The 22,797-nt window shown below is 69.7% G+C and carries 21 protein-coding genes; 12 read left to right on the top strand and 9 right to left on the bottom strand.

Going from position 1 to position 22,797, the window contains the following annotated elements; translation table 11 throughout:
• The first annotated feature begins 70 nt into the window (after nt 1-70).
• Together DO944_RS10260 and DO944_RS10255 are read left to right on the top strand one after the other, a co-directional pair.
• Entirely contained in the window at nt 71-454 is a 384-nt protein-coding gene (locus tag DO944_RS10260; protein ID WP_023954781.1) for a cold-shock protein, read from the top strand.
• A complete protein-coding gene (locus DO944_RS10255) occupies nt 438-1,169 on the top strand; it encodes a DUF3027 domain-containing protein (RefSeq protein ID WP_112617094.1) in 732 nt (243 codons plus the stop codon). The genes DO944_RS10260 and DO944_RS10255 overlap by 17 nt, the downstream gene beginning before the upstream one ends.
• A gap of 74 nt (nt 1,170-1,243) precedes the next feature.
• Here DO944_RS10255 and serC read toward each other — a convergent pair whose 3' ends face one another.
• Nucleotides 1,244-2,356: a phosphoserine transaminase gene (gene serC, locus DO944_RS10250; RefSeq protein ID WP_112617093.1), complete on the bottom strand. Its 1,113-nt coding sequence runs from the start codon at nt 2,354-2,356 to the stop codon at nt 1,244-1,246.
• Nucleotides 2,357-2,480: 124 nt separating this feature from the next.
• On the opposite strand from serC, the gene DO944_RS10245 reads away from it, so the two are divergent.
• The 3 genes from DO944_RS10245 (at nt 2,481) to DO944_RS10235 (ending at nt 5,138) form a co-directional block, all read left to right on the top strand.
• The gene (locus DO944_RS10245) at nt 2,481-3,179 is read left to right on the top strand and encodes a metal-dependent transcriptional regulator (RefSeq protein WP_112617092.1); all 699 of its coding nucleotides are present in this window, start codon (nt 2,481-2,483) and stop codon (nt 3,177-3,179) included.
• A 242-nt stretch (nt 3,180-3,421) separates the two neighbouring features.
• On the top strand, nt 3,422-4,327 hold the full coding sequence (locus DO944_RS10240; protein ID WP_112617091.1) for a M23 family metallopeptidase: 906 nt from the start codon (nt 3,422-3,424) through the stop codon (nt 4,325-4,327).
• A 313-nt stretch (nt 4,328-4,640) separates the two neighbouring features.
• Nucleotides 4,641-5,138 carry an HNH endonuclease gene (locus tag DO944_RS10235; RefSeq protein WP_112617090.1) on the top strand — a complete coding sequence of 166 codons (498 nt, stop codon included), beginning with the start codon at nt 4,641-4,643 and terminating at the stop codon, nt 5,136-5,138.
• A gap of 16 nt (nt 5,139-5,154) precedes the next feature.
• On the opposite strand, the gene DO944_RS10230 is transcribed toward DO944_RS10235, so the two are convergent.
• Entirely contained in the window at nt 5,155-5,799 is a 645-nt protein-coding gene (locus DO944_RS10230) for a TetR/AcrR family transcriptional regulator (RefSeq protein WP_181574212.1), read from the bottom strand.
• 76 nt (nt 5,800-5,875) lie between these two features.
• Here DO944_RS10230 and DO944_RS10225 point away from each other — a divergent pair, with 76 nt between their 5' ends.
• Together DO944_RS10225 and DO944_RS10220 are read left to right on the top strand one after the other, a co-directional pair.
• Nucleotides 5,876-6,799: an ABC transporter ATP-binding protein gene (locus tag DO944_RS10225; protein WP_112617088.1), complete on the top strand. Its 924-nt coding sequence runs from the start codon at nt 5,876-5,878 to the stop codon at nt 6,797-6,799.
• 1 nt (nt 6,800) lies between these two features.
• Complete coding sequence (locus DO944_RS10220; protein WP_112617087.1) at nt 6,801-7,556, top strand: ABC transporter permease; 756 nt, start codon at nt 6,801-6,803, stop codon at nt 7,554-7,556.
• A gap of 4 nt (nt 7,557-7,560) precedes the next feature.
• Here the strand turns inward: DO944_RS10220 and DO944_RS10215 are convergent, their stop codons facing one another.
• Entirely contained in the window at nt 7,561-8,133 is a 573-nt protein-coding gene (locus DO944_RS10215) for an ABATE domain-containing protein (RefSeq protein ID WP_112617086.1), read from the bottom strand.
• 92 nt (nt 8,134-8,225) lie between these two features.
• On the opposite strand from DO944_RS10215, the gene DO944_RS10210 reads away from it, so the two are divergent.
• Entirely contained in the window at nt 8,226-9,452 is a 1,227-nt protein-coding gene (locus tag DO944_RS10210; protein ID WP_220118329.1) for an epoxide hydrolase family protein, read from the top strand.
• Here the strand turns inward: DO944_RS10210 and DO944_RS10205 are convergent.
• Nucleotides 9,404-9,661, bottom strand: coding sequence for a hypothetical protein (locus DO944_RS10205; protein ID WP_112617085.1), 258 nt, complete (start codon nt 9,659-9,661; stop codon nt 9,404-9,406). The two genes, DO944_RS10210 and DO944_RS10205, sit on opposite strands and share 49 nt — an antisense overlap.
• Nucleotides 9,662-9,762: 101 nt before the next feature.
• On the opposite strand from DO944_RS10205, the gene DO944_RS10200 reads away from it, so the two are divergent.
• Genes DO944_RS10200 through DO944_RS10190 form a run of 3 tightly spaced genes read left to right on the top strand, consistent with a single transcriptional unit; the run spans nt 9,763 to nt 15,414 of the window.
• A complete protein-coding gene (locus tag DO944_RS10200; protein ID WP_023954759.1) occupies nt 9,763-10,464 on the top strand; it encodes a hypothetical protein in 702 nt (233 codons plus the stop codon).
• 1 nt (nt 10,465) lies between these two features.
• Nucleotides 10,466-12,007, top strand: coding sequence for a DNA polymerase Y family protein (locus DO944_RS10195; RefSeq protein WP_258524671.1), 1,542 nt, complete (start codon nt 10,466-10,468; stop codon nt 12,005-12,007).
• A complete protein-coding gene (locus DO944_RS10190; protein ID WP_112617083.1) occupies nt 12,007-15,414 on the top strand; it encodes an error-prone DNA polymerase in 3,408 nt (1,135 codons plus the stop codon). The genes DO944_RS10195 and DO944_RS10190 overlap by 1 nt, the downstream gene beginning before the upstream one ends.
• Before the next feature lie 85 nt (nt 15,415-15,499).
• On the opposite strand, the gene DO944_RS10185 is transcribed toward DO944_RS10190, so the two are convergent.
• The 5 genes from DO944_RS10185 to DO944_RS10165 all read right to left on the bottom strand — a co-directional run bounded on the left by DO944_RS10185 (nt 15,500) and on the right by DO944_RS10165 (nt 21,426).
• Nucleotides 15,500-16,873: an alpha-amylase family glycosyl hydrolase gene (locus DO944_RS10185; RefSeq protein ID WP_112617082.1), complete on the bottom strand. Its 1,374-nt coding sequence runs from the start codon at nt 16,871-16,873 to the stop codon at nt 15,500-15,502.
• A gap of 62 nt (nt 16,874-16,935) precedes the next feature.
• On the bottom strand, nt 16,936-18,231 hold the full coding sequence (locus DO944_RS10180; protein ID WP_112617081.1) for an MFS transporter: 1,296 nt from the start codon (nt 18,229-18,231) through the stop codon (nt 16,936-16,938).
• The gene (locus tag DO944_RS10175; protein WP_112617080.1) at nt 18,228-18,812 is read right to left on the bottom strand and encodes a helix-turn-helix domain-containing protein; all 585 of its coding nucleotides are present in this window, start codon (nt 18,810-18,812) and stop codon (nt 18,228-18,230) included. The genes DO944_RS10180 and DO944_RS10175 overlap by 4 nt, the downstream gene beginning before the upstream one ends.
• Before the next feature lie 84 nt (nt 18,813-18,896).
• Nucleotides 18,897-19,640 carry an SDR family oxidoreductase gene (locus DO944_RS10170; protein ID WP_112617079.1) on the bottom strand — a complete coding sequence of 248 codons (744 nt, stop codon included), beginning with the start codon at nt 19,638-19,640 and terminating at the stop codon, nt 18,897-18,899.
• 4 nt (nt 19,641-19,644) lie between these two features.
• Nucleotides 19,645-21,426, bottom strand: a complete 1,782-nt coding sequence (locus DO944_RS10165; protein WP_112617078.1) for a 2-isopropylmalate synthase — start codon at nt 21,424-21,426, stop codon at nt 19,645-19,647.
• Between the two features lie 182 nt (nt 21,427-21,608).
• Here DO944_RS10165 and DO944_RS10160 point away from each other — a divergent pair, with 182 nt between their 5' ends.
• Nucleotides 21,609-22,331 (top strand): FadR/GntR family transcriptional regulator, encoded by a 723-nt coding sequence (locus DO944_RS10160; protein WP_112617077.1) that lies wholly within the window; start codon nt 21,609-21,611, stop codon nt 22,329-22,331.
• The last annotated feature ends 466 nt before the right edge of the window (nt 22,332-22,797 follow it).

The raw sequence follows: 22,797 nt of genomic DNA, 5'->3' as shown, positions 1-22,797 counted from the left end.
ACCGGGGCTGACACGGCCCCGGCATTCCGTTCTGCCCGCGAAACGCGGTCCGTGACAGCGAGGTACGCACATGCCCACCGGCAAGGTCAGGTTCTACGACGACGAGAAGGGGTTCGGCTTCATCTCCTCCGATGACGGCCAGGACGTCTTCCTGCACGCCACGGCACTCCCGGCGGGCACCGAGTCGCTCAAGCCCGGCACGCGCCTCGAGTTCGGTGTCGCTGATGGCAAGCGCGGTCTGCAGGCGCTGGCCGTCCGCGTGCTCGAGGCTCCCGTGAGCCTGAGCAAGCGCAACCGCAAGCCCGCGGACGACATGGCGATCATCGTCGAGGACCTCGTGAAACTCCTCGACGGCATCGGCGCCGATCTCCGTCGCGGCCGCTACCCCAGCTCGGGTCACGGCAAGAAGATCGCCGCGGTGCTGCGCAAGGTCGCCGATGACCTCGACGCCTGAGCCCGCCGACACGTCGGCGACGGACGAGGTCGACGTCATCGAGCCGGCGTCTGACGAGGCCGCAGCGCCCGAGGATGCCGTAGCGTCCGAGCCGGTCGCGGTCGACGAACGTCTGCTCGCCGCTCACGATCTCGCCCTGGCCGCGCTCGCCGAGATCACGCCCCCGTCGACCGTCGGCGATCCCGTCGACTACGTCGTCGAGGCCGACGGCGTCGTATCTCTGCGCTTCGCCAACCGTCTGGCCGGCTACCCCGGGTGGCTGTGGACGGTCAGCGTCGCCGTCGTCGAAGACGCCGAGCCGACGGTGCTCGAGGTCGAGCTGCTCCCGGCCGTCGGAGCGCTGCTCGCTCCCGAGTGGGTTCCGTGGGCCGTGCGGCTCGCGGACTACCAGGCCGCACAGGCCGCCGCGGACGAGGACGATGACAGCGACGACGACGCGGACGATCTCGACGACGACGCGGACGACCTCGACGACGACGCGGACGAGGACGACTTCGCGGACGGCAGCACGGCGGTCACCCACGCGGGCGACGTCGACGGGGTCGACATCGACGCGCTCGATTCCGGCGCTGCCGATGACGACGAAGACGACTCGGCTGACGACGAGTTCGACGACGATGATGACGACTCGGACGAGGACGATGATTCGGACGAGGACGATGATTCGGCCGAGGATGACGACTCCGACCACGACGAATCGCCCTGGGAGCGCTGACCGCTCGAGCGGGAACGACGAAGGGATGCCGCGCGGTGCGGCATCCCTTCTGTCGTCTCAGCGGCGTTACGCGCTCAGAGACGGTCGATCGTGTAGTCGATGCACTTGATCAGCTGGCGCACGTCGTCGGGCTCGATCGAGACGAACGTCGCGATGCGCAGCTGGTTGCGGCCCAGCTTGCGGTACGGCTCGGTGTCGACGATGCCGTTGCCGCGCAGGCTCTTGGCGACGGCAGCGGCATCGACGGTGTCGTCGAAGTCGATCGTCACCACGACGGGGGAGCGGTCGGCGGGATCGGCGACGAACGGCGTCGCGTGCTCGGACGCTTCGGCCCAGTCGTACAGCGCCGAAGAGGATTCTGCGGTGCGGTCAGCCGCCCACTGCAGGCCGCCGTTGCTGTGGATCCACTCGAGCTGCTTGTCGAGCAGATAGAGCGTCGCGACGGCGGGCGTGTTCAGTGTCTGGTTGAGTCGCGAGTTGTCGAGCGCGTTCTTCAGGCTCAGGAACTCGGGGATGTAGCGGCCCGACGCGGCGACCCGCTCGATCCGCTCGATCGCGGCGGGGGAGACCGCGGCGAACCAGATGCCGCCATCCGAGCCGAGGTTCTTCTGCGGGGCGAAGTAGTAGACGTCGCACTGCGAGACCGAGAAGTCGATGCCGCCCGCCGCGCTCGTGGCATCGATGACGGTCAGCGCGCCTTCGTCGCCGACGACGCGGCGCACGGGGGCGGCGACACCGGTCGACGTCTCGTTGTGGGGCCAGGCGTACACGTCGACGCCCTCCACAGCCTCGGCCGAGATGCTCGAGCCGGGCTCGGCCTTGCGGATGTCGGGAGCCTGGAGCCAGGGCGCGGATGCGGCCGCGCCGAACTTGCCGCCGAACTCGCCGAAGATGAGGTTCTGGCTGCGGTTCTCGATGAGGCCGAATGCCGCGGCATCCCAGAAAGCGGTCGATCCGCCGTTGCCGAGGATGATCTCGTATCCGTTGGGCAGCCGCAGCAGATCGGACAGGCCGGAGCGGACCTGGCCGACGAGACTCTTCACCGGCGATTGGCGGTGCGACGTGCCGAGCAGGATCGAGCCGGGACCCGACAGGGCGGCGACCTGCTCGGGGCGGATCTTGGCGGGACCGCAGCCGAAGCGGCCGTCGCGGGGAAGGATGTCTCGGGGCAGGGTGACGTGCGCCATGAGCCGATTCTAGGGGTGGCGTCCGGGCCTGCCGTGCCATGAGTAGGAGGTAAGGGCAGCCTCGCATGTCCTCACCAGCGGATAGGCTGGGATCCTCCCGACCACGCGCACGACAAGGGCTGTGATGACCGATCTCATCGACACGACAGAGATGTATCTGCGTACCATCCTCGAGCTCGAGGAAGAGGCGATCGTCCCCCTGCGTGCACGCATCTCCGAGCGCCTCGGGCACTCCGGTCCCACCGTCTCGCAGACGGTCGGCCGCATGGAGCGCGACGGACTCGTCGTCGTGTCGGAAGACCGCTCGCTCGAGCTGACCGACAGCGGCCGGCAGAAGGCGGTCGACGTCATGCGCAAGCACCGTCTCGCCGAGCGCCTGCTCAGTGATGTCATCGGACTCGACTGGGCCTATGTCCACGAAGAGGCCTGCCGCTGGGAGCACGTGATGAGCGAGCTCGTCGAGCGTCGCCTCATCGAGCTGCTCGGTCACCCCACCGAATCGCCCTACGGCAACCCGATCCCCGGTCTCGACCAGCTCGGGGATGTGCCTGCGCGCACCTTCGACGACGGTGTGGTGGGCCTCGTGCGTCTGCTGAACGAGACCGGCGGGCCGATCGAGGGCACCGTGCGACGGCTCGCCGAGCCGGCCCAGGTCGACCCCGAACTGCTGCAGCAGCTGCGGGCAGCGGGCGTCGTCCCCGGCCGTGAGGGCACGTTCCAGTTCTCGGAGGGGTACGTCCTCGTTCAGATGGACGGTGTCGACGAGGGGCTCGAGCTGCCCGTCGAGGTCGCGTCGCACATCTTCCTCACGCGTCGCGACTGAGTCCGCGAGCGTTCGGCCACCGGACCTGAGCGTCCGGTGGGGAAGGGAACGACAGCGTGACTTATTCGTTACCTTCCGGTAGCCTCGAGAAGTCTTCAGGCGAGAAGCCCGCCCGAGACCGCTGCATGGATTGCCTCTTCGGCTCGTCGTCCACGCGGTGACACCCGAATGTCGCGTGGATCTACACGCGCAGTGTCGACGAGCCAGCGCAGACCATCGCGCAGAGGCGCCGGAGGACTGATTTGGCTGAACACAACGATTCGTCGGTAGACGTACCCGAGGTCGACGCGACGAATCCCGAACGCTCTGGTCGCGCCCTGCGTGGCCGCCGCTTCCCGATGGCGAAGAAGCAGAAGCGGGACGTCGCGACCATCGAGAACCGCGCTTCCCGCCGGAGCCGTCGCCGGGTCCACCCCGTTCGCAGCACCTTCACCGTCGCTGCCGTGGTCGGCCTTGTCGCCACCGTCGCCATCCCGGCCTTCGCCGCCGTGCGCGGTACGTCGGCCGACGCGATGACGCTGCAGCAGGTCGCCGCCAACAACGCGCAGTCGATCGTCGTCGCGTCCGAGGTCGGACCCGCGTCTCTCGACCGCAGTGGCTTCACGGCGACCACGCCCGAAGAGATCAAGAAGAAGAAGGACGAGGAGGCCGCCGCCAAGGCAGCCGCCGAGGCCCTCGCGAACCGCATCTCCGCGAGCAGCTCGACCGCCTCGTCGTCGACGTCGTACAGCCAGTCGATCCCGCTCGTCGCGCCGGGTTCCGGTCTCGTGCGTCGTCCGCTGATGTCGTTCAACAACTTCGGCACCCCGTACGCCGGTCACCGCGGCACCGACTACATGGCCGACCGTGGCACGCCGATCTACTCGGTCGCCGACGGCACGGTCGTCGCCTCGAGCGAGAGCGGTCCGGGCTGGGGCGTGTACGTCAAGGTCGCGCACAACATCAACGGCACGAACGTCACGAGCCTCTACGCGCACATGGACTGGGGCACCCGCGCGGTGCAGGTCGGCGACACCGTCTCGGCGGGACAGCTGCTCGGCCAGGTCGGCGATACGGGCCGCGCGTTCGGAACGCACCTGCATCTCGAGATCGTGGTCGACGGCGCGTACATGAACGCCGAGTCGTGGCTCGTCGCGAACGCGGGCTGACGACACGCATCATCCGTTCATCTCCCGTCGACCTTCCTGCGTCGAGGGTGTATTACCCTGAACGCGACGCTCGCGCACGCCGAGGGGGAGCTGATGGGACCAGTACCGGGCATTCGAACCGTGAATGCGATCGGTCGCTACGTCCTGCGGCATCGTGTGCACCACTGCGGCCTCGGCCGTGAATCAAGGCGCTGTCTTCATGACAGCGCCTTTTTTCGTGCTCGCACCCTCGCGGGACCTGCCCGCACGGCTCGCGCGACGTCGGTCATCGAACATCCGCTGAAGCCGTCAGGGCAGTTCGTGAGGACAGGAAATGCGCACTCTGGTACTGAACGCCGGGTATGAGCCACTCGCTGTGGTGTCGTTCCGTCGGGCCCTCCTCCTGGTGTTGAACGACAAGGCGACGATCGTCGAGCACGTCGTCCACGATCCCGTTCTCGGGATCGATGGAACGTACGAACGCCCGGCGGTGATCGTCCTGACCCGGTACGTCCGTATCCCGAGTGCGCGCCGCGTGCCGGTGACGCGGCGTGGCGTGCTCCGCCGCGACGCGCACCGATGCGCCTATTGCGGGAAGGCGGCGTCGACGATCGACCACGTCATGCCGCGCTCGCGCGGGGGCAGCAACTCGTGGGAGAACCTCGTCGCCTGCTGCCTGCGGTGCAACAACCTCAAGAGCGACCACACTCCGCAGGAGATGGGGTGGGAGCTGCGATGGCTGCCGAAGCCCCCGCGAGGCCCGCAGTGGGCCGTACGGGGCACGGAGCGATCCGACCCGCGCTGGGAGCCGTACCTGAGTCTCGCCGCCTGATCGCCGCGGTGCGCGCCTACCGCGCTCTCTGGCCGTAAGCGCGCAGGAATGCGCCGGCGCCATCGGTCATGATCTGTCGGACCCGCTCGGCGTCCGTCCGGCGGCGAGCGGGCTCGTTGAGAACCCGGAGCGTCGTGAGCGCGTGGAAATGCTCGGCGGCGAGTCCCGGGTCGTCGAGGTCGAGCAGACCCTCGGTCGCGAAGTGAGCGAAGCGCTCGGCGAGAACGTCGGCGTGCGCTCGGTCCAGCGGGTGGTCCTCGAGTTCGGGCAGGAGCGATTCGTTCTCCGAGATCAGCTTGACCGCAGCTGCGTAGTTCGTCGACGTGGCGAGGAACCCCCCGAGTTCGGCGGCGAACGCGATCACAGCCTGGTGCAATCTATCGCGGCCGTCGATCGCGATTGTGTCCGGCAGGTGCGTCTCGGACAGCTCGCGGAGGGTGTTCACGGCCGTCTCGCCCGCGCTCTCGACCACTCCGAGCAGCAGCCGCCGTTTATCTCCGTAGTAGTCGTAGACGGTGCGCTTGGAGACACGCGCGCGCGCCGAAACGGCATCCATACTCGATCGCTCGACGCCCACCTCGACGAAGAGCTCTCGCGCCGCCGTGAGTATCGCGGAGCGCTTCTGCTCCTGGCCCTGCCTAACCGGCCTCGCATCGCTCATCGTCATCCTTTGCTCTTCCCGAACTCTACACCGACCAGTGCAGCAGAACTACACGGTACGGTGTAGTGTACCTACCGTGCAGAAGACAACGCAGGCATCTCTCCAAGCTCACGATCTCGTCAAGCGCTATGGAACCGTCACCGCCGTCGACGGTCTGTCATTCCAGGTTCGGCCCGGGATCGTGACCGGCTTCCTCGGGCCGAACGGGGCGGGCAAGTCCACCACTCTCCGCATGTTCCTCGGCCTGGACAAGCCCACGAGCGGCGCCGCGACCGTGAACGGGCATCGTCTGCATGAGTTGCCCCATCCGATGCGGGTGATCGGCGCGATGCTCGATGCGCGTGCCGTTCATCCGCGGCGTACGGCCGTGGATCATCTCGCGTCCGTCGCGCGTGCTGGAGGCGTGCCGCGGGGTCGAGTCGGGGAGGTTCTGGAGTTGGTGGGCCTGGCTGAAGCAGGGAGCCGGCCGGCCGGCGACTTCTCGCTCGGGATGAAGCAACGGCTGGGGATCGCCACGGCGTTGATCGGCGACCCCGGCATCGTCATCTTCGACGAACCTCTCAACGGGCTCGACCCGGAAGGCATCCGCTGGGCTCGATCCCTGATGCGCGAGCTCGCCGCGGAAGGCCGATTGGTGCTGTTCTCGAGCCATCTGATGGGTGAGATGCAACTGACGGCGGATCACCTCATCGTGATCAACCACGGTCGTCTGCTCGCCGACCAGTCTTTGGACGCATTCATCGCCTCGCACACGAACGAGTACGTCCGCGTTCGGACTCCGAATGCCGATGTCCTGCGTGATGCGCTCCGGCGAGCCGGGCTTCCGGTTCGGGCGGACGCCGATCGCAACGACGTTCTCGTCGTCTCGGGGACGACGACGGAGAGCGTCGGCCGCATCGCAGCCGCCTCCGGCGCCGAGGTGTTCGAGCTCACCCTCGTTCGGGACTCGCTCGAAGACGCGTTTCTCGCCATGACCACGATCGAGCAGAAGGCCGCCTGACATGAACCTCTTCGCTTCCGAATGGATCAAAGCCCGCAGTGTCCACAGCACCTGGATCCTCGCTGCCTCGGCAGTCGTCGTGACGGTGATGGTCAGCCTGCTGGGGGTGAGCGGGCTCGTGGCCGATTGGCAGGCCGCGCTCCCTTCCGATTTCGACCCCACCGGCATCAGCTTCAAGGGCATCCTGGTCGGTCAGATCCTCCTCGCGACCATCGGATCGCAGGCCATCACCAGTGAATACGGCTCGGGGCAGATCATCACGAGCCTCGCCATCGTGCCCCGGCGCGGGGCCCTCCTGGCTTCGAAGCTCGGAGTTTCGGCGCTCGTCGGCTTGGTCGTGGCAGTCGCGGCGGTGGCAGGCAGCTTCGGTGCCACGCAGGCCGCGCTTGCTGCGGCTGGTCTGCCCGTGTCGGCACTCGATGACCCTGGAACTGCTCGGGCCATCGTCTGTGCGATCGTGTACCTCGTCCTCACGGCCGTCCTCGGCCTCGGATTCGGCATCATCACGCGAAGCTCTTCCGGTGCGCTCGCGATCATCGTGACCGTCGCGCTTCTCGTGCCCGCTCTCGCCCCGGGGATGCCCGGGGTCATCGGTGAGTTCGCGGGTACCTACTGGCCCACGACGGCCGGCCAGGCCTCGTACGCTGTCGGGACGACGAGCGGGATGCCGCCGCTGGTGGGACTCGGGATCATGGCGATCTTCACGCTATGGACGACGCTCGCCGCTCTTCTCGTCCTCAGAACGCGTGACGTGTGACTCCTCAGTGAGCCTCTCCCGTGTGAGCTTCCTTCGCGCGCAGCCGAGCCTTCTTCGCGTGGTTGCCGCACGTGTTCATGTCGCACCATCGCCGGGTGCGGGCTCTGCTGGTGTCGAAGAACGCGGCACGACATGTCGGTGACGCGCACAGTGCGAACGCGCCGGGTCGCGCGCCGGCGAGGATCTCGATCGCGTCTGCGGCGACGACTCCGAGCGCGGCGTCGACCGCAGCGGGCGATCCAAGGTGCCAGCGCCGCCGGCCGTCGTCGGTCAGGGCGGCGGTCGCCCCGCCGCGTGCGCTGAATTCATTGAGCCGATCGACCGCTTCGGTCGGCAACGCCGCGCCCTGCGCCCGCGCTGTCGCGGCGGCGTGGATCGCCTCTCGCAGGACATAGGCCCGGTCGAGATCGGATGCCGAGCACCGTGCGACCGCGAGATCGAACCTCTCGAACCACGCCTGGAGCCGCGCCGGTGTGGGGATGCGCTCGACGCGGGCGCCGTGTCGCTCGGTCAGCGTGCCTGTGAAGCTCGTCGACAGCACGGAGCCGACACGGAACTCGGGGAAGCCGTCCGACATGGCACCACCATAGCTGGTTCCATTGGCTGCCCGATTCTGATAGAACCGGCTATGGCGGTTCGCAACTGCGTGCCGCGACGAACGGAGTGATCGTGACCGCTTCCCACCCGTCCGAGGCGGTATCGCCCTTCGTGCAACGTGCGGCGGATACTGAGTTGGACGACCTGCGGGCGCGCCTCGGCATGGCGCGTCTACCCGAACGCGCGACCACCCGCCCCGACGCCCGCGGACAGGATCGCTGGGCCCAGGGCCCACCACGAGCCGATGTCGCCGCCCTCGTCAAGTACTGGCGGACGGTCTACGACTGGCGCCCGTTCGAGCGGCGTCTCGCCGAGATCGGTCAGTTCCGCACGGTCGTCGACGGCCTCGGCATCCATTTCCTTCATCGCCGGTCGTCGCGCCCCGATGCGGTGCCGCTGATCATGACGCACGGGTGGCCGGGCAGCGTCGCCGAGTTCGTCGACGTGATCTACGACCTCGCCGAACCGAACGATCCGACGATGCCGGCGTTCCATGTCGTGGCGCCGTCCCTGCCGGGATACGGCTACTCCGACAAGCCCGATGAGCCCGGATGGGGCACGGAACGGATCGCCGCTGCCTGGGCGCAGCTCATGACGCGCCTGGGCTACGAGCGGTTCCTGGCGCACGGCAGCGACTGGGGTGGTCCCGTCACGATCGTGCTCGCCGGCCGATTCCCGAGCCATGTGATCGGCATGCACACGAGTACGCCCCAGAGTCCGCCGGGGCTCAGCGCCGATGGGCTCGATGCGACCGAGCGGCGCTGGGTGGACGAGACGCGCGCGTTCGATGCGAACCGACTCGCCTACGCGAAGGTCATGGCGACGTCGCCGCAGACCATCGGTTACGCGCTCGTCGACTCTCCGGTGGGTCTGCTCGCGTGGATACTGGAGAAGTTCCACGAATGGACCGACACCGTCGACACTCCCTTCGAGAGCATCTCGCGCGACCGACTGCTCGACAACGTGACGCTGTACTGGCTGACGGGCACCGGTGCGTCAGCGGCGCGCATCTACTTCGAGAGCCACCAGTCGCTCGACCCCGACCTCCGGGTCGACGTGCCGGCCGCTCTCACGACGTATCCCCACGACATCGAGAAGCACCCCCGCCCGTGGGTGGCGCAACGCTTCCGCAACATCGTCCGGTGGCGGGCAGCGGGGCGCGGTGGGCACTTCCCGTCGCTCGAGATGCCCGAGGCCTTCGTCGCCGACCTGCGGGAGGGGCTGGCCGCCGTGCTCGCGGAGGCCGGAGATCAGGATGCCGCGGTCGCGGACGGCGAGAGGACCTTCCGCATCCGGTAGTTCGTCAGCTCGACCCCTTCTTTGACCGGGTGCTGCTCGCGGACGACGCGGAAGCCGACGCTCTCGAAGAAGGGCCGGGCGGCGATGCTGACGTCGGAGGTGAGCTCGGGGGTCGCCGCCGACCGCGCCCGCTGCGGGTGTGCAACTCGCCGCCCTCTCGGAGGGTGATAGGGGCGCAGGGTCACGGGCGGGGTGTCGGAGGCGTTCACGCGATCCAATCTGCCAGGCGATGTCGGAAGTCGGTCGTATCTTCGATCTCGACATTGATGGTCTAGAACATATGTTCTACCCTTGCTGAGTGAGGACGATCATGCGCAATCCCGCTGCCGCCGAGGACGTGCAGCGACTGCGCGCGCAGATGGAGCGGATGCAGGGGCGCCGCCTCGATGCTCCGGTACTGCCGACCCATCCTGCCCTGGCCGGACTGCTGCCCGGGCGGGGGCTGCGTCCCGGCGCCGCCTATTCGCTCGGCTCGTCGTCCTCACTGCTGTTCGCCCTACTCGCCCAGCCGTCGCAGACCGGGTCGTGGTGCGGTGTAGTCGGGATGCCGGGCTTCGGAGCCGAAGCGGCGGAGCACGCCGGGGTCGACCTGTCCCGCGTCGTGCTGATCCCCGATCCGGGAGCCCGGTGGCTCGCCGTCACCGCGACGATCGCCGACGTCCTTCCTGTCGTCGCGGTGCGTCCGCCCGAGCGTGCGAAAGACTCCGACATCGCCAAGCTCGCCGGCCGGCTGCGCGACCGCGGAACGGTGCTGCTCGTGCAGGGGCCGTGGCCGCAGACCGAGGCGATGCTCGACGTCACCGATCCGCGGTGGTCGGGGTTGGGCGACGGTGACGGCTACCTCAGCGACCGCGAGCTGACGGTCACCGTGTCGAGCCGGCGGTTCCCGGTTCCCCGATCGGCGCGGATGCTGCTGCCCGCGCCCGATGGCGCGATCTCGGCTGCTCCGCACGAGCGGGCTCTCGCGGGCGGCCCGGTCGTCGAGCCGATCCCGATGCGACGGGCGGTCTGACGTGGGGGAGCAGGAGGCGACGGCACCGGTACGCAGCCTGGTGGTGTGGGTGCCCGACTGGCCGGTCGTGGCGTTCGTGCGCGAAAGCGGCGGCGATCCGAACGCGCCGATCGCGGTCTTCGAGAAGGGCGTGGTCATCGCGTGTTCAGCGGCCGCGCGTGCCGACGGCGTCGCCCGCGGGCAGCGTCGCCGCGACGCGCAGGCGCGATGCCCCGCGCTGCAGGTGGCCGACGCGGATGCGGTGCGCGATCACCGGGAGTTCGCTCCCATCGTCGCGCGCCTCGAAGAGATGGCGCCAGGAGTGCAGGTGCTCGAGGCAGGGCTCTGCGCGCTGCGCGTGCGCGGCCCCGCACGTTTCTACGGCGGTGAGACCGAGGCCGCCGGCGCGCTGCTGGCCGCAGTCGCCGAGGGCGACCTCGACGTGCGGGCCGGTGTCGCCGACGGCCCCTTCACGGCGCAGCAGGCCGCGCGGATGAGCACCCGCCCCGACCGGCCCATCCGGGTGGTCGAGGCCGGGCGCTCGGCGGAGTTCCTCGCTCCGTTGACGATCGCGGTGCTCGACGACGACTCCGTCGACCTCTTCGCCCGGCTCGGCGTGCAGACCCTCGGCGACCTCGCCGCGATCGAGCCCGAACGACTGGTCGAACGCTTCGGCCCCCGCGGCGCGCGCTTGCACGGCCTCGCCTCCGGCGCCGATTCACGCCCGGTGGTCCCGCGCACTCCGCCGCCCGAGCTGCACCGCGAGGTCTCGTTCGAGCCTCCGCTCGACCTCGCCGACCAGGTCGCGTTCGGCATGAGGGTCGCGGCCGAGGAGTTCATCTCCGGACTCGGCGCGGTCGACCTCGTGTGCACCGAGCTGCGGGTCATCCTCACCGGCGACCGGGGCGAGACGAGCAACCGTGTCTGGCTCCACCCCGGCACCTTCGACGCCGCCGCCGTCGTCGACCGGGTGCGCTGGCAGCTGGCCGAGAGCGGCAAGCTCACCAGCGGTGTCGCTCGGGTCAAGATCGAGCCCGAAGCGGTGGATGCGGCATCCCATCACGCCGTCTCGCTGTTCGGCTCCGGTCCCGAGCAGCGGGTGCACCACGCTCTGTCGCGGGTGCAGGCGATGCTCGGCCACACGGGCGTCGTGACCCCGGTCGTGGGCGGTGGCCGCTGGCTCGCCGAGCGGCAGGTGCTCGTGCCGTGGGGTGACCGCCCGGTGACGAGCTCGCGCGAACGGCCCTGGCCGGGGAGCCTGCCCGATCCGCTGCCCGCGACGGTCTTCGAGCGGGCGCTGCCGCTGGCTGTCGTCGATCGGGAGGGCGACATGGTGGCCGTCGACGGACGGGGCGAGCTGACGGCGATCCCGGCCGCTCTGGTGTCGTCGACCGGGTCTCGCGGCATCCGCTCGTGGGCGGGACCGTGGCCGGTGATCGAGCGGGCGTGGGATGCCGCGCGAGCGCGCCATGCCCACCGCTTCCAGATGGTCGATGCCACCCAGACCGCATGGCTGCTGGTGTGCGACGGCGGCGAATGGTCGGTCGAGGGGCGGTACGACTGATGGGCTTCAACAACCCCTCGGTGCCGTGGTCCGAGATGGAGCGGCTGCTCAGCGGCAACCGCGCGCCGAGCGCGCCGCCGGGTGCGGACGGGGGCGACAGTCCCGCGTGGTCGCGCAAGCGGGGTAAGTACTCCGCGCCGAGGATCGAGCGTCCCGAGAACGCGGTGCCATACGCCGAGCTGCACGCGCACACGTCGTACTCGTTCCTCGACGGGGCCTCATCGCCCGAAGAGCTGGCTGAAGAGGCCGAACGGTTGGGGCTGCACGCCCTGGCTGTCACCGATCACGACGGGTTCTATGGCATCGTCCGCTTCGCCGAGGCCGCCGAGCAGCTGGCCGTCAAGACCGTGTTCGGGGCGGAGCTGTCGCTCGATCTGCCGCAGCGCGTCGGCGCCGCGCGCAACGAGGCCGACCCGCCGGGCGAGCATCTGCTCATCCTCGCCCGCGGCGAAGAGGGGTACCACCGGCTGGCGCGGGCGCTCACGCAGGGCCAGCTCGCGGGAGCGGAGAAGGGCAAGCCCCGGTACCGGCTCGACGATCTGGCCGACATCGCCGGAGGCGAATGGAGCATCCTCACCGGATGCCGCAAGGGAGCAGTGCGCCGGGCGCTCATCGAGCGCGGACCGGATGCTGCCGCCGCCGAGCTCGACGCTCTGGTCGACCGGTTCGGGCGCGACGCCGTCGAGGTCGAGCTGATGGACCACGGCGAGCCGCTGGACTCGCGGCACAACGACATCCTCGCCGGCCTCGCGCGTGAGCGCGGCCTGCCGATCCTCGCGACGAACAACGTGCACTACGCCGTGCCCGATCGCGCCCACCTCGCTGCCGCGATCGCGGCGGTCCGGGCCAACCGCGGTCTCGACGAGCTCGACGGGTGGCTGCCGTCCCACGCCGGGGCGCACCTGCGGTCGGGAGCCGAGATGACGCGGCGCTTCCGCCGGTTCCCCGGAGCCGTGGCACGCACCGTCGAGCTCGCCGACGAGCTCGCTTTCCCGCTGCGTCGAGCCAAGCCCGCCCTGCCGAAGCTTCCCGTTCCCGAGGGGCACACGCCGATGTCGTGGCTGCGCCAGATCGTGTGGGAGGCGGTGCCCCGCAAGTACCCGAACCTCCCGCCCGAAGACCGCGACCGCATCGAGCGAGAGCTCGCGGTCATCGAGCAGAAGGACTTCCCCGGCTACTTCCTCATCGTCTACGGCATCGTGCAAGAGGCGCGGCGGCGCGGCATCCTCTGTCAGGGGCGTGGCTCGGCGGCCAACAGCGCCGTCTGCTACCTGCTCGACATCACCGCGATCGACTCCATCTACTACCGGCTGCCGTTCGAGCGGTTCCTGTCGGCCCTCCGCGAGGAGGAACCCGACATCGACGTCGACTTCGACTCCGACCGGCGCGAGGAGATCATTCAGTGGGTCTATGCCACCTACGGGCGCGAGCGTGCGGCGCAGGTGGCGAACGTCATCCAGTACCGGCCCAAGAACGCCGTGCGCGACATGGCGAAGGCCCTCGGGCACTCCCCGGGACAGCAGGATGCCTGGTCGAAGCAGGTCGAACGCTGGGGGGCCACGCTCGACACCGGTCCCGACCACGACATCCCCGAGCGGGTGCTCAGCTACGCCGCCGAGCTGCTGAAGGCACCCCGGCACCTGGGCATCCACTCGGGCGGCATGGTGCTGACCGATCGTCCCGTCGGCGAGGTCGTGCCGATCGAGCACGCCCGGATGCAGGACCGCACCGTCATCCAGTGGGACAAAGACGACGCCGCCTGGATGGGCCTGGTGAAGTTCGACCTGCTGGGCCTCGGGATGCTCGCCGCGCTGCAGTACTGCTTCGACCTCATCGAGGGAGCGACGGGGGAGAGGTTCGAGCTCTCGACGCTTCCGAAGGAAGAGGCCGCCGTCTACGACATGCTGTGCCGGGCCGACTCGATCGGGGTGTTCCAGGTCGAGTCCCGCGCGCAGATGGGACTGCTGCCGCGCCTGCAGCCGCGACGGTTCTACGACCTCGTGATCGAGATCGCTCTCATCCGGCCGGGGCCCATCCAGGGCGGTGCCGTGCACCCGTACGTGCGCCGCAAGCTCGGATACGAGAAAACGACGTATCCGCACGAGAAGCTCAAGCCCGTGCTCGAACGCACGCTCGGGGTGCCGGTCTTCCAGGAGCAGCTCATGCAGATGGGCATGGTCATCGGCGGACTCTCGGGCGAGGATGCCGACCTGCTGCGTCGTGCGATGGGCTCCAAGCGCGGCATCGAGCGCATCGACTCGCTCAAGCAGAAGCTCTACGAGGGCATGGCCGAGAACGGCCTGGTGGGGGATGCCGCCGACGACATCTACGCGAAGATCCAGGCGTTCGCGAACTTCGGCTTCGCCGAGAGCCACTCGCTGTCGTTCGGGCTGCTCGTCTACGCCAGCTCGTGGATCAAGCTGCACTACCCGGCGGCGTTCCTCGCGGGGCTGCTGCGGGCTCAGCCGATGGGCTTCTACTCACCGGCGACGTTGGCGGCCGACGCCCGCCGTCACGGGGTCGAGGTGCGACGCCCCGACCTGCAGCTCTCGGGAGCCGAGGCCGTGCTCGAATCCGTGTCGGGTGAGGCGGGGCGGCCGGGTCCCACGGGCCGCGACAGCTGCCTCGGCGAGCAGCCTCCCGTGCCGGTCTTCGACATCAACGCCCCCGACGAGTCGGCGGCGCATCGCCGCGACGGCGGCTTCGCGGTGCGGCTCGGGCTCGCCGCGGTCACCGGCATCGGCAAGAGGTTCGCCGAGCGGATCGTCGCCGAGCGCGAGGCATCCGGCCCCTATCGCGACATGCGCGACCTGGTGCGCCGCACCGGTGCCGACACGACGCAGCTCGAAGCGCTCGCCACCGCGGGAGCGCTGGAGTGCTTCGGGCACACCCGTCGCGAGGCGATCTGGCTGGCGGGATCGGCCGCGCAGGACCGCATCGAGTACCTGCCCGATTCGCTCATCGCCGTACAGCCGCCACTGTTCACCGACCAGTCGAGCTACGACGTGCTGGCCTCCGACCTGTGGGCCACGGGCATCTCACCCGACGACCATCCGATGACCCATTACCGCTCGCAGCTCGATGCGCGCGGCGTGCTCACCGCGAACGACCTGCGACAGCATGAGTCGGGGCGCCGCGTCGAGATCGCCGGGCTCGTCACCCACCGGCAGCGGCCGGCGACGGCCTCCGGCATCACGTTCCTCAACCTCGAGGACGAGCACGGACTGATGAACGTCATCTGCTCGACGGGCATGTGGCATCGCTACCGGCGGGTGGTGCGCGACAGCCCGGCGCTCATCGTCCGCGGCATCCTCGAGCGGTCCAACGAGGGGGTCGTGAACATCCTCGCCGACGCGTTCGAAGACCTGCGGGTGGGGGTGAGGCACCAGTCACGAGACTTCCGCTGACGCCACCGCGCGACCCGATGCGAGCCGACGCGAATTGTCGTCACGCGTGGGGGAGAACCGACCGCCATCTGGGTCGGGTCGCGGGTCAGGCGGGGGTAGCCGATAGGACTGCCCAACCGCGCGGGGGAAGGGATGCCTCGCCGGCGTGCCTGTTGATGTCGTCGACCAGCGATCCGGCGAGCAGCCGCGTCGCATCGGCCACCGGCACGGTCACCGGCGCGTCGCCGACGTTGAGCGCCGTGACGACGGCATCCGTTCCCGTCGCGGTCCGCAGCACCATCGCGGTGTTGTCGATATGGATCACGTCGGTGTGGGCGCGATGCAACCAGGGATGCTGCCGGCGCACGGCGATCAGCTGCTGATGGGTGCGGAGGATGTGCTGCGCGCTCTCGGGCAGCGAATCGGGCGCGGGCGGCGCGTCGGGGAACTCGGGGCGCACCGCGTCGTCACCGCCGAGACGTTCCTCCTTCACCGCCTCATAGCCGTACTCGTCGCCCGCATACACCGACGGCACCCCCGCCACGGTGAACAGCACCGCCAGCGCGTGCGGCACCAGGTCGGGGCCGATCGCCGAGGCGATCCGCGTGACGTCGTGGTTGCCGACGAAGGTCTGCGGAGCGAAGACCGACAGGAGCTCGTTGTTCCGCTCGATCGCGTGCTTCAGCTCGAACAGGTTGCGGTCGGCGATGCCGTGCCAGATGCCCTGCCACAGCTCGTACTGCGTCAGCGAGTCGATCGTCGACTCCTCGACGATGCGGGCAGCGTCGCCATGGATGACCTCGCCGAGGAACCACGCCTCGGGGTACTCGGCGCGAACCCGCGGCAGCACTCTCGCCCAGAAGGCGGACGGCACAGCGTAGGCGGCATCCAGTCGCCAGCCGTCGATGCCGCGGCCCAGCCAGTGGGTCATCACCTCGACGACGAGATCCGCGACAGCGGGGGAGTCGTGGTTCAGCGTGACCAGGGCGTCGTGCCCCTCGAAGACGTCGGCGTCGACCGGCTCGCCGGCCTGCCAGCCGTCCCACCGCACGCGGAAGAGGTCGGCGGTGTCGGCTTCCGGCCCCTGCTCTTCGAGAGCCGCGAACGCAGGGTGCTCGCGCCCCACATGGTTGAAGACACCGTCGAACAGCACGCGGATGCCGCGGTCGTGGGCCGCCGCGATCAGACGGTCGATGTCGCCGTCATCACCGAGCCGGGCATCGATGCGGAAGTAGTCGACGGTGTCGTATCCGTGCGTGCTCGAGGGGAAGACCGGGCCGAGGAGCAGCCCGTTGAGGCCGAGCTCGACGACATGATCGAGCCAGGCCTCGATGCGGTTCAGCCGGTGCTCGACGGGCTGGTCTGCGGCGCCGGCATCCGACTGGCCGTCGTCGTCGGCGCCGTCCGGCCGGATCGGTGCTCCCGTGAACCCCAGCGGGTACACGTGCCACAACATGACGGTCTCGGCCCAGTTGCTCATCCCCGCAGTCAACACGAGCGGATGCCGGATAGGGAACGACGTGCGAGACGCGGCGCAGGGGCCTAGAGTGCCGCCTGTTCGTTCGGTCGCCGTTCCATCAGCCGCCAGGCTCCGCCCGTGAGGGGTGCCGTCGTGACCACGGTGTAGATGATCGCGACGATGCCGAACGATGCGAAGAGACCGAGGCCATCGGCGGCGATGCCGCCGAGCAGCGCGCCGAGCGGGACCCCTGCCCATGTGCCGGCGTTGAGCAGGCCGAAGACGCGACCGCGCATGGGCGCCGGGACGCGCTCGAGCTGCACCGCGCCGAGGATCGGGTTCAACGCGCCGGCCGCGAGCCCCGAGACGCCGGCGGCAGCGACGAGCACCGGGAACGGCGCGCCGAGGGCGAACACCGCGCTGGACGGGCCGCCGGCGACGAGGAAGCACAGCGCGAAGGTCACGCGCCGCGGCATCCGGTGCGCGATGAAGCCGAACGCGATGTTGCCCATGAGCGCGCACCCGCCCATGACAGCGACGATGACGGCGAGGGCTCCGGCGCCGCCGAGTTCGGCGTTCGCGTAGAGAGGCATCAGCGAGGCGCTGCGGGCCGCATCGAGCAGGTTGGTGATGAGCACCATGCCGACGATGAGCCGCATGAGCGGATCACGCACGACGAACCGGAACCCGTCGCGCAGCTCGCGCCAGTACGAGCGCCGGGCTGCGGCATCCGTGTCGCCGACGGCGGTCATTCGCGCCGTCGTCGCGGGGACCATCAGGCGGGTGATCGCAGCCGAGATGAGAAACGCAGCAGCGTTCGTGACGAGGGCTGCCATCGGTCCGAGGAGAGCGACGAGCGCGCCGGCGACGGACGCGCCGATGAGCTTGGAGAGGCGCTCCGAGCCGTCGAGGAGTCCGACGCTCCGCTCGAGCCTGACGTGCGCCGCCTCCGTGAGTTCGGGCAGCATCACGCGGCGGGCGATCTGGCCGGGTGTGTCGAGCACGCCGCTCGTGAAGACGAGTGCCAGCAGAGCCCAGAAGGGCAGGCCTACCGTGAGCGCGAGCGCGGGGATCGCGAGAACCGTCACACCGCTCACGATGTCGGCGACGATCGCGGCGCGACGGCCGCCGATGCGGTCCACGACCACCCCGCCGAACACGCCTCCTACGATGACGGGCGCGGTCGCGGCGAACGCGGCCAGCCCGACCTCGACGCCCGAGCCGCCCGTGGCCAGGACGTAGAAGGGGATCGCGAAGGCCGTGATGACGTTGCCCGTCTGCGAGATCGCGTGCGCCGACAGTAGGGCGTAGAGGGCGCGGGATGCTGCGCGCCGGTGCGTCGCATCGGCCGAACGGACAGGGGAGTCGGTCGTGGTCATGGCCGGCGGTAGGCCTGGTAGACGAGGGCGACCGGTACGGCGGCATCATCTGCATCGTCGTGCTGCGCGCTCGCTTCTTGCCACCGGTGCATGAGCGACTCGAGGTCGGTGCGCATCGCGGTCAGCTCGTCGAGCGTGAGGCGCAGCGTCCGGTCACCGGTCGCCCCGGCGGCCACCCACTCGGGGGGAAGAGTCGGCATCGCGTCGACGTACTCGCTGTAGCGGGCGGCGTAGATCTGCGCGATCGACTTCTCCAGCGCCGATGAGGCAGCTCGTTGGGCTGGGTCGTCGAGGTGTTCGGCCGGCTCCCACGTCGTCTCGGCAGCGGCGGCCTGCCACCAGCGCTCGCGCTGATCGGCGCTGCGCGGCTCGGCGGGCTCGATGAGATCGATCGAGGCGAGTTTGCTCAGGTGATAGCTGATCGTGCCCGGCGCTTCGTCGACGATCTCGCCGAGCTGAGCCGCCGTCTGCGGGCCGTTCTCGCGCAGGATGCCGAGGAGACGCAGTCGGGTCGGGTGCGCGAGCACGCGCATGGCGGCCGCCGTCTCGAGTCGAGAAGCGGAGCGATCAGCAGAGGTCATACCCGCAACGCTAGATGCACAAGAACCATTGCGCAACAAGTCTTGTGTATTGTCGGACGCCGTGCGCGCGGTGTGACCGCCGACTCAGGTCTGGCTCGCGAGCCACTCCGCGAACATGACGGTTCCGCGTTCGGCGTTCGCGTGCCCGCGCAGGCGCCCCGACGACATTGCACGGCCGAACGAGCCCGGCAGGCGCGTCTCGACCGTGGTGCGGCGGATGCCGCGGGCATCGAGCAGCGCTCGCACCATGTCGATGAGCAGCTCGTCGCGCGGCCCGGTCAGATCGCGCGCCCGGCCGACCGGCTCGCCCTCCGCGAGTGTGACGAGGTGCTCGGCGATCTCGCGCGCAGCGATCGGGCGAACCCGGGCGGCCGGCACGACCGTGATCGGGCCCAACTTTCCGCGGACGAGCGTCTGCTCGGCGAACTCGTGGAACTGCGCAGCGCGGAGCAGCGTGTGGGGGAGCGCCCCGCGCTGCACCGCCCGCTCGTGCGCGAGTTTGCCGCCGTAGTAGGCGGCATCCACCCCGTCGATGCCGACGATCGAGAGAGCGACGAGGTGTTTGACACCTGCGGCCGTTCCCGCCTGCTGCAGGTTGGCCGACACGCTCTCGAAGAACCGGCGCGAGCGATGCCGCGACAGGGTCTGGATGCCGCTGACGTCGACGATCGTGTCGACACCGTCGAGAACCGAGGCGGGGAGCGAGGCATGCTCGAGGTCGTGACCGTTGCTGCGCGCGAGCGCGACGACGTCGTGTCCGCGTTCGGTGGCGATGCTGTGGACGAGCTTGCCGACGGTGCCGGTGCTGCCGGCGATCGCGATCCTCACGAGGTCAGTCTGACGCTTCGGCCGGCCCCTGCGCGGCGCGGATGATCGCGTCGAGAGTGGCAGCGAGCACGGATCGGTTCGAGCCGGCGGCCCAGGCGACCACGCCGGAGCCGTCACGGTACTCAGCGAGGGTCAGGGCGTCGGTATCGGTGCCGCTGCCGATGCTGCTCTGGTGCAGGCTGAGCACCTCGATCGTGATCCCGTGCTCGGCGAGGGCGGCCGTGAGCGCCTCGACGGGGCCGACTCCGGGGTGCTCGCTGGTGTGCGTGACCCCGTCCACGGCGAGGGTGATGTCGGTGCCGGCATCCGTCGAGTCGTAGCGCGTCAGCCGCGGGCCGGTCGCGATGTCGCCGAGATAGGTCGTCCGGAACAGCTCCCACAGCTCGCTCGCCGTGGCCTCGCCGCCGCCGGCATCCGTGTGTCGCTGCACGTGCCGGGCGAACTCGATCTGGAAGCGCCGTGGCAGTTCGATGCCGTACGCCGTCTCGAGCAGGTACGCGACGCCGCCTTTGCCCGACTGCGAGTTCACCCGGATGACGGCGTCGTAGCTGCGCCCCAGGTCGGCGGGATCGATCGGCAGGTAGGGCACGCGCCAGTCGATCTCGCGCTCGTCGCGCCCGAGCGCGGCGGCACGTTCGCGGTGCTCGGCGAAGCCCTTCTTGATGGCGTCCTGGTGCGTGCCGCTGAAGGCCGTGTGCACGAGGTCTCCGACGTACGGATGCCGCGGGTGGATCTCGATGCGGTTGCAGTACTCGACGGTGCGCCGGATCTCATCGATGTCGGAGAAGTCGATCATGGGGTCGACGCCCTGCGCGTGCAGATTGAGCGCGAGCGTGGCGATGTCGACGTTGCCGGTGCGCTCGCCGTTGCCGAAGACGCACCCTTCGACGCGCTGGGCCCCGGCGAGCACGGCCAGCTCGGCGCAGGCGATGCCGGTGCCGCGGTCGTTGTGCGGGTGGACCGACAAGATCACCGAATCGCGACGGGTGAGGTTTCGATGCGTGTACTCGATCTGGTCGGCGTACACGTTCGGTGTCGCGATCTCGACGGTGGCGGGGAGGTTCAGGATGACGGGGCGCGCGGGCGTGGCATCCCACAGGGCCGTCATCGCGTCGCAGACCTCGAGCACGTAGTCGGGCTCGGTCAGGTTGAACACCTCGGGCGAGAACTCGAAGCGGACGTTCGGCGAGTCGCCCGCGAGGCGCAGCACGTCCTCACCGCCCGCGAGGATGAGCTCCGCCAGCTCGGTGCGGTCGCGCCCCAGCACGACATCCCGCCACACCGGCGCGGTCGCCGTGTACATGTGGATGACGACCTCGTTGCGGATGCCGCGGATCGACGCGACCGTCCGCTCGATCAGGTCGCGTCTTGCGGGCGTGAACACGACGATCGTGACGTCGTCGGGCGCGAGATCGGTCTCGGCGATCAGCCGCACGAAGTCGTAGTCGGTCTGGGAGGCGGAGGGATAGCCGATCTCGATCTCCTTGTAGCCCATCGTCACGAGCAGCTCGAAGAAGCGACGCTTGCGCTCGGGATCCATGGGTTCGGCGAGGGCCTGGTTGCCGTCACGGAGGTCGACGGGCACCCACAGCGGTGCGGCCGTGAGGCGGTTGGCGGGCCAGCTGCGCGGGGTTGCCTGATCTGCCGCCGGGATGTCGACGCGCGCGAACGCGTCGCGGTACCGGTGCGACGGCATCTGCGACTGGCGCTGCCGGTTCCAGGTGGGCGCATCGGCGGGGACGGGGCCCGCGGGCGTGGAGAGGCGGATGGAGGCGTGGATCGTCATGGGTTTTCTCGCATGGTCGGTAGGGGAGACCGGCGCGGGGAGGCTCCACGGTGGGGAGCCGGTCTGGCTAGGCCCCGCCGTGGCGGCGAAGAAGGAGGTCGTGACGATCGAGCATGACCCAGACGCTAGCACAACTCCTCAGACAAGCTGAGGTGTTGCCTGATTGGTGAGAGGATGTGGGTATGACGACCGTCCGACGGGAACCGCTCGCTGATCAGGCTGCCGAGCTGCTGCTCGCCCGGGTGCGTGCGGGGGAGTGGGCGCTGGGCGCGAAGCTGCCGGGGGAGACCACCCTGGCGCCGCAGCTCGGCGTCGGTCGCTCGACCGTTCGCGAGGCGATTCGACAGCTCGCCGGACGTGGGGTGCTGATCTCACGCCAGGGAGCGGGAGTGTTCGTCGCCGCACTCGACGCCCCGGAAGACTGGTCGCGCGTCGTCGGACGGGCCGACATCCGCGCCGTGCTCGAAGCCCGTCTCGCGATCGAGGTCGAAGCGTCGGCGCTCGCCGCCGTGCGCCGGACCCCCGCCGAGGTGCGGGCGCTCCGCGCTGCCCTCGACCGGCGTGCGGCGCACCGTTCGGACGTCGAGGAACATGTCGACACGGATGCCGCGTTCCACCGCATCATCGTCGCCGCGTCGCACAATCCGCTGCTGCTGGAGATGTTCGACGGCTTCACCCCGCGCAGCCGCGAGGCCATGATCGCGATGCTCCGCGCGCGGGGCGGGCGCGGGGGTGCTGGCGCGGGTCGCGTGGGCGGGGGTGCTGCGGGTGGTGCGGGTGGTGGTGACGCGGACCACGAGGTGCACGAGCGCATCGCCGACGCGATCGCCGACCGCGATGGCGAGCGCGCAGCAGCGCTGACCCGCGCGCACCTGACGTCACTGCTGGATCAGTTGGCAGCCTGACCTGGCGCTTCACCTGTCACTTCGCGCCCGTACTGGCGCTGCGAGGGGGCGCGAGGTGCCAGGTCGCGCGATGGCTCCCCGGGCTGGGGGCTTCACCTGTCAGTTCGGGCCCATGCTGGCGCTGCGAGGGGGCGTGAAGTGCCAGGTCGCGCGATGGCTCCCCGGGCTGGGGGCTTCACCTGTCAGTTCGGGCCCATGCTGGCGCTGTGAGGGGGCGTGACCTGCCGAGTCGCGCGATGGCTCCCCGGGTTGGCGGCTTCACCTGTCACTTCGCGCCCCTATCGGCGCTGCGAGGGGGCTCGACGTGCCCGGCGGAGCGCGGGCTGCCGTGGGACAGGTCGAGCTGCGCGAGGTTGGCACGTGCGCGGCCCAGACTCATGCGGTTCACCTGTCATCTGATGCGCAGACCCAGCTCGCGAAGGGGCGCGACGTGCCAGGCGAAGCACCAGCCCGGGTGAGACACACC

This window comes from Microbacterium sp. SMR1 (genome assembly GCF_003289625.1).
Lineage (GTDB): Bacteria > Actinomycetota > Actinomycetes > Actinomycetales > Microbacteriaceae > Microbacterium > Microbacterium plantarum.
The sequence above is the reverse complement of the archived record's forward strand: the minus strand, read 5'-3'. Positions and strand labels throughout refer to the sequence as shown.

What these genes read in the sequence shown, in the direction of transcription:
- DO944_RS10260 (WP_023954781.1), top strand. Translation starts at nt 71, where the DNA reads ATGCCCACCGGCAAGGTCAGGTTCTACGACGACGAGAAGGGGTTCGGC.
- DO944_RS10255 (WP_112617094.1), top strand. Translation starts at nt 438, where the DNA reads ATGACCTCGACGCCTGAGCCCGCCGACACGTCGGCGACGGACGAGGTC.
- serC (WP_112617093.1), bottom strand. Translation starts at nt 2,356, where the DNA reads ATGGCGCACGTCACCCTGCCCCGAGACATCCTTCCCCGCGACGGCCGC.
- DO944_RS10245 (WP_112617092.1), top strand. Translation starts at nt 2,481, where the DNA reads ATGACCGATCTCATCGACACGACAGAGATGTATCTGCGTACCATCCTC.
- DO944_RS10235 (WP_112617090.1), top strand. Translation starts at nt 4,641, where the DNA reads ATGCGCACTCTGGTACTGAACGCCGGGTATGAGCCACTCGCTGTGGTG.
- DO944_RS10230 (WP_181574212.1), bottom strand. Translation starts at nt 5,799, where the DNA reads ATGAGCGATGCGAGGCCGGTTAGGCAGGGCCAGGAGCAGAAGCGCTCC.
- DO944_RS10220 (WP_112617087.1), top strand. Translation starts at nt 6,801, where the DNA reads ATGAACCTCTTCGCTTCCGAATGGATCAAAGCCCGCAGTGTCCACAGC.
- DO944_RS10215 (WP_112617086.1), bottom strand. Translation starts at nt 8,133, where the DNA reads ATGTCGGACGGCTTCCCCGAGTTCCGTGTCGGCTCCGTGCTGTCGACG.
- DO944_RS10200 (WP_023954759.1), top strand. Translation starts at nt 9,763, where the DNA reads ATGCGCAATCCCGCTGCCGCCGAGGACGTGCAGCGACTGCGCGCGCAG.
- DO944_RS10190 (WP_112617083.1), top strand. Translation starts at nt 12,007, where the DNA reads ATGGGCTTCAACAACCCCTCGGTGCCGTGGTCCGAGATGGAGCGGCTG.
- DO944_RS10185 (WP_112617082.1), bottom strand. Translation starts at nt 16,873, where the DNA reads ATGAGCAACTGGGCCGAGACCGTCATGTTGTGGCACGTGTACCCGCTG.
- DO944_RS10180 (WP_112617081.1), bottom strand. Translation starts at nt 18,231, where the DNA reads ATGACCACGACCGACTCCCCTGTCCGTTCGGCCGATGCGACGCACCGG.
- DO944_RS10175 (WP_112617080.1), bottom strand. Translation starts at nt 18,812, where the DNA reads ATGACCTCTGCTGATCGCTCCGCTTCTCGACTCGAGACGGCGGCCGCC.
- DO944_RS10165 (WP_112617078.1), bottom strand. Translation starts at nt 21,426, where the DNA reads ATGACGATCCACGCCTCCATCCGCCTCTCCACGCCCGCGGGCCCCGTC.
- DO944_RS10160 (WP_112617077.1), top strand. Translation starts at nt 21,609, where the DNA reads ATGACGACCGTCCGACGGGAACCGCTCGCTGATCAGGCTGCCGAGCTG.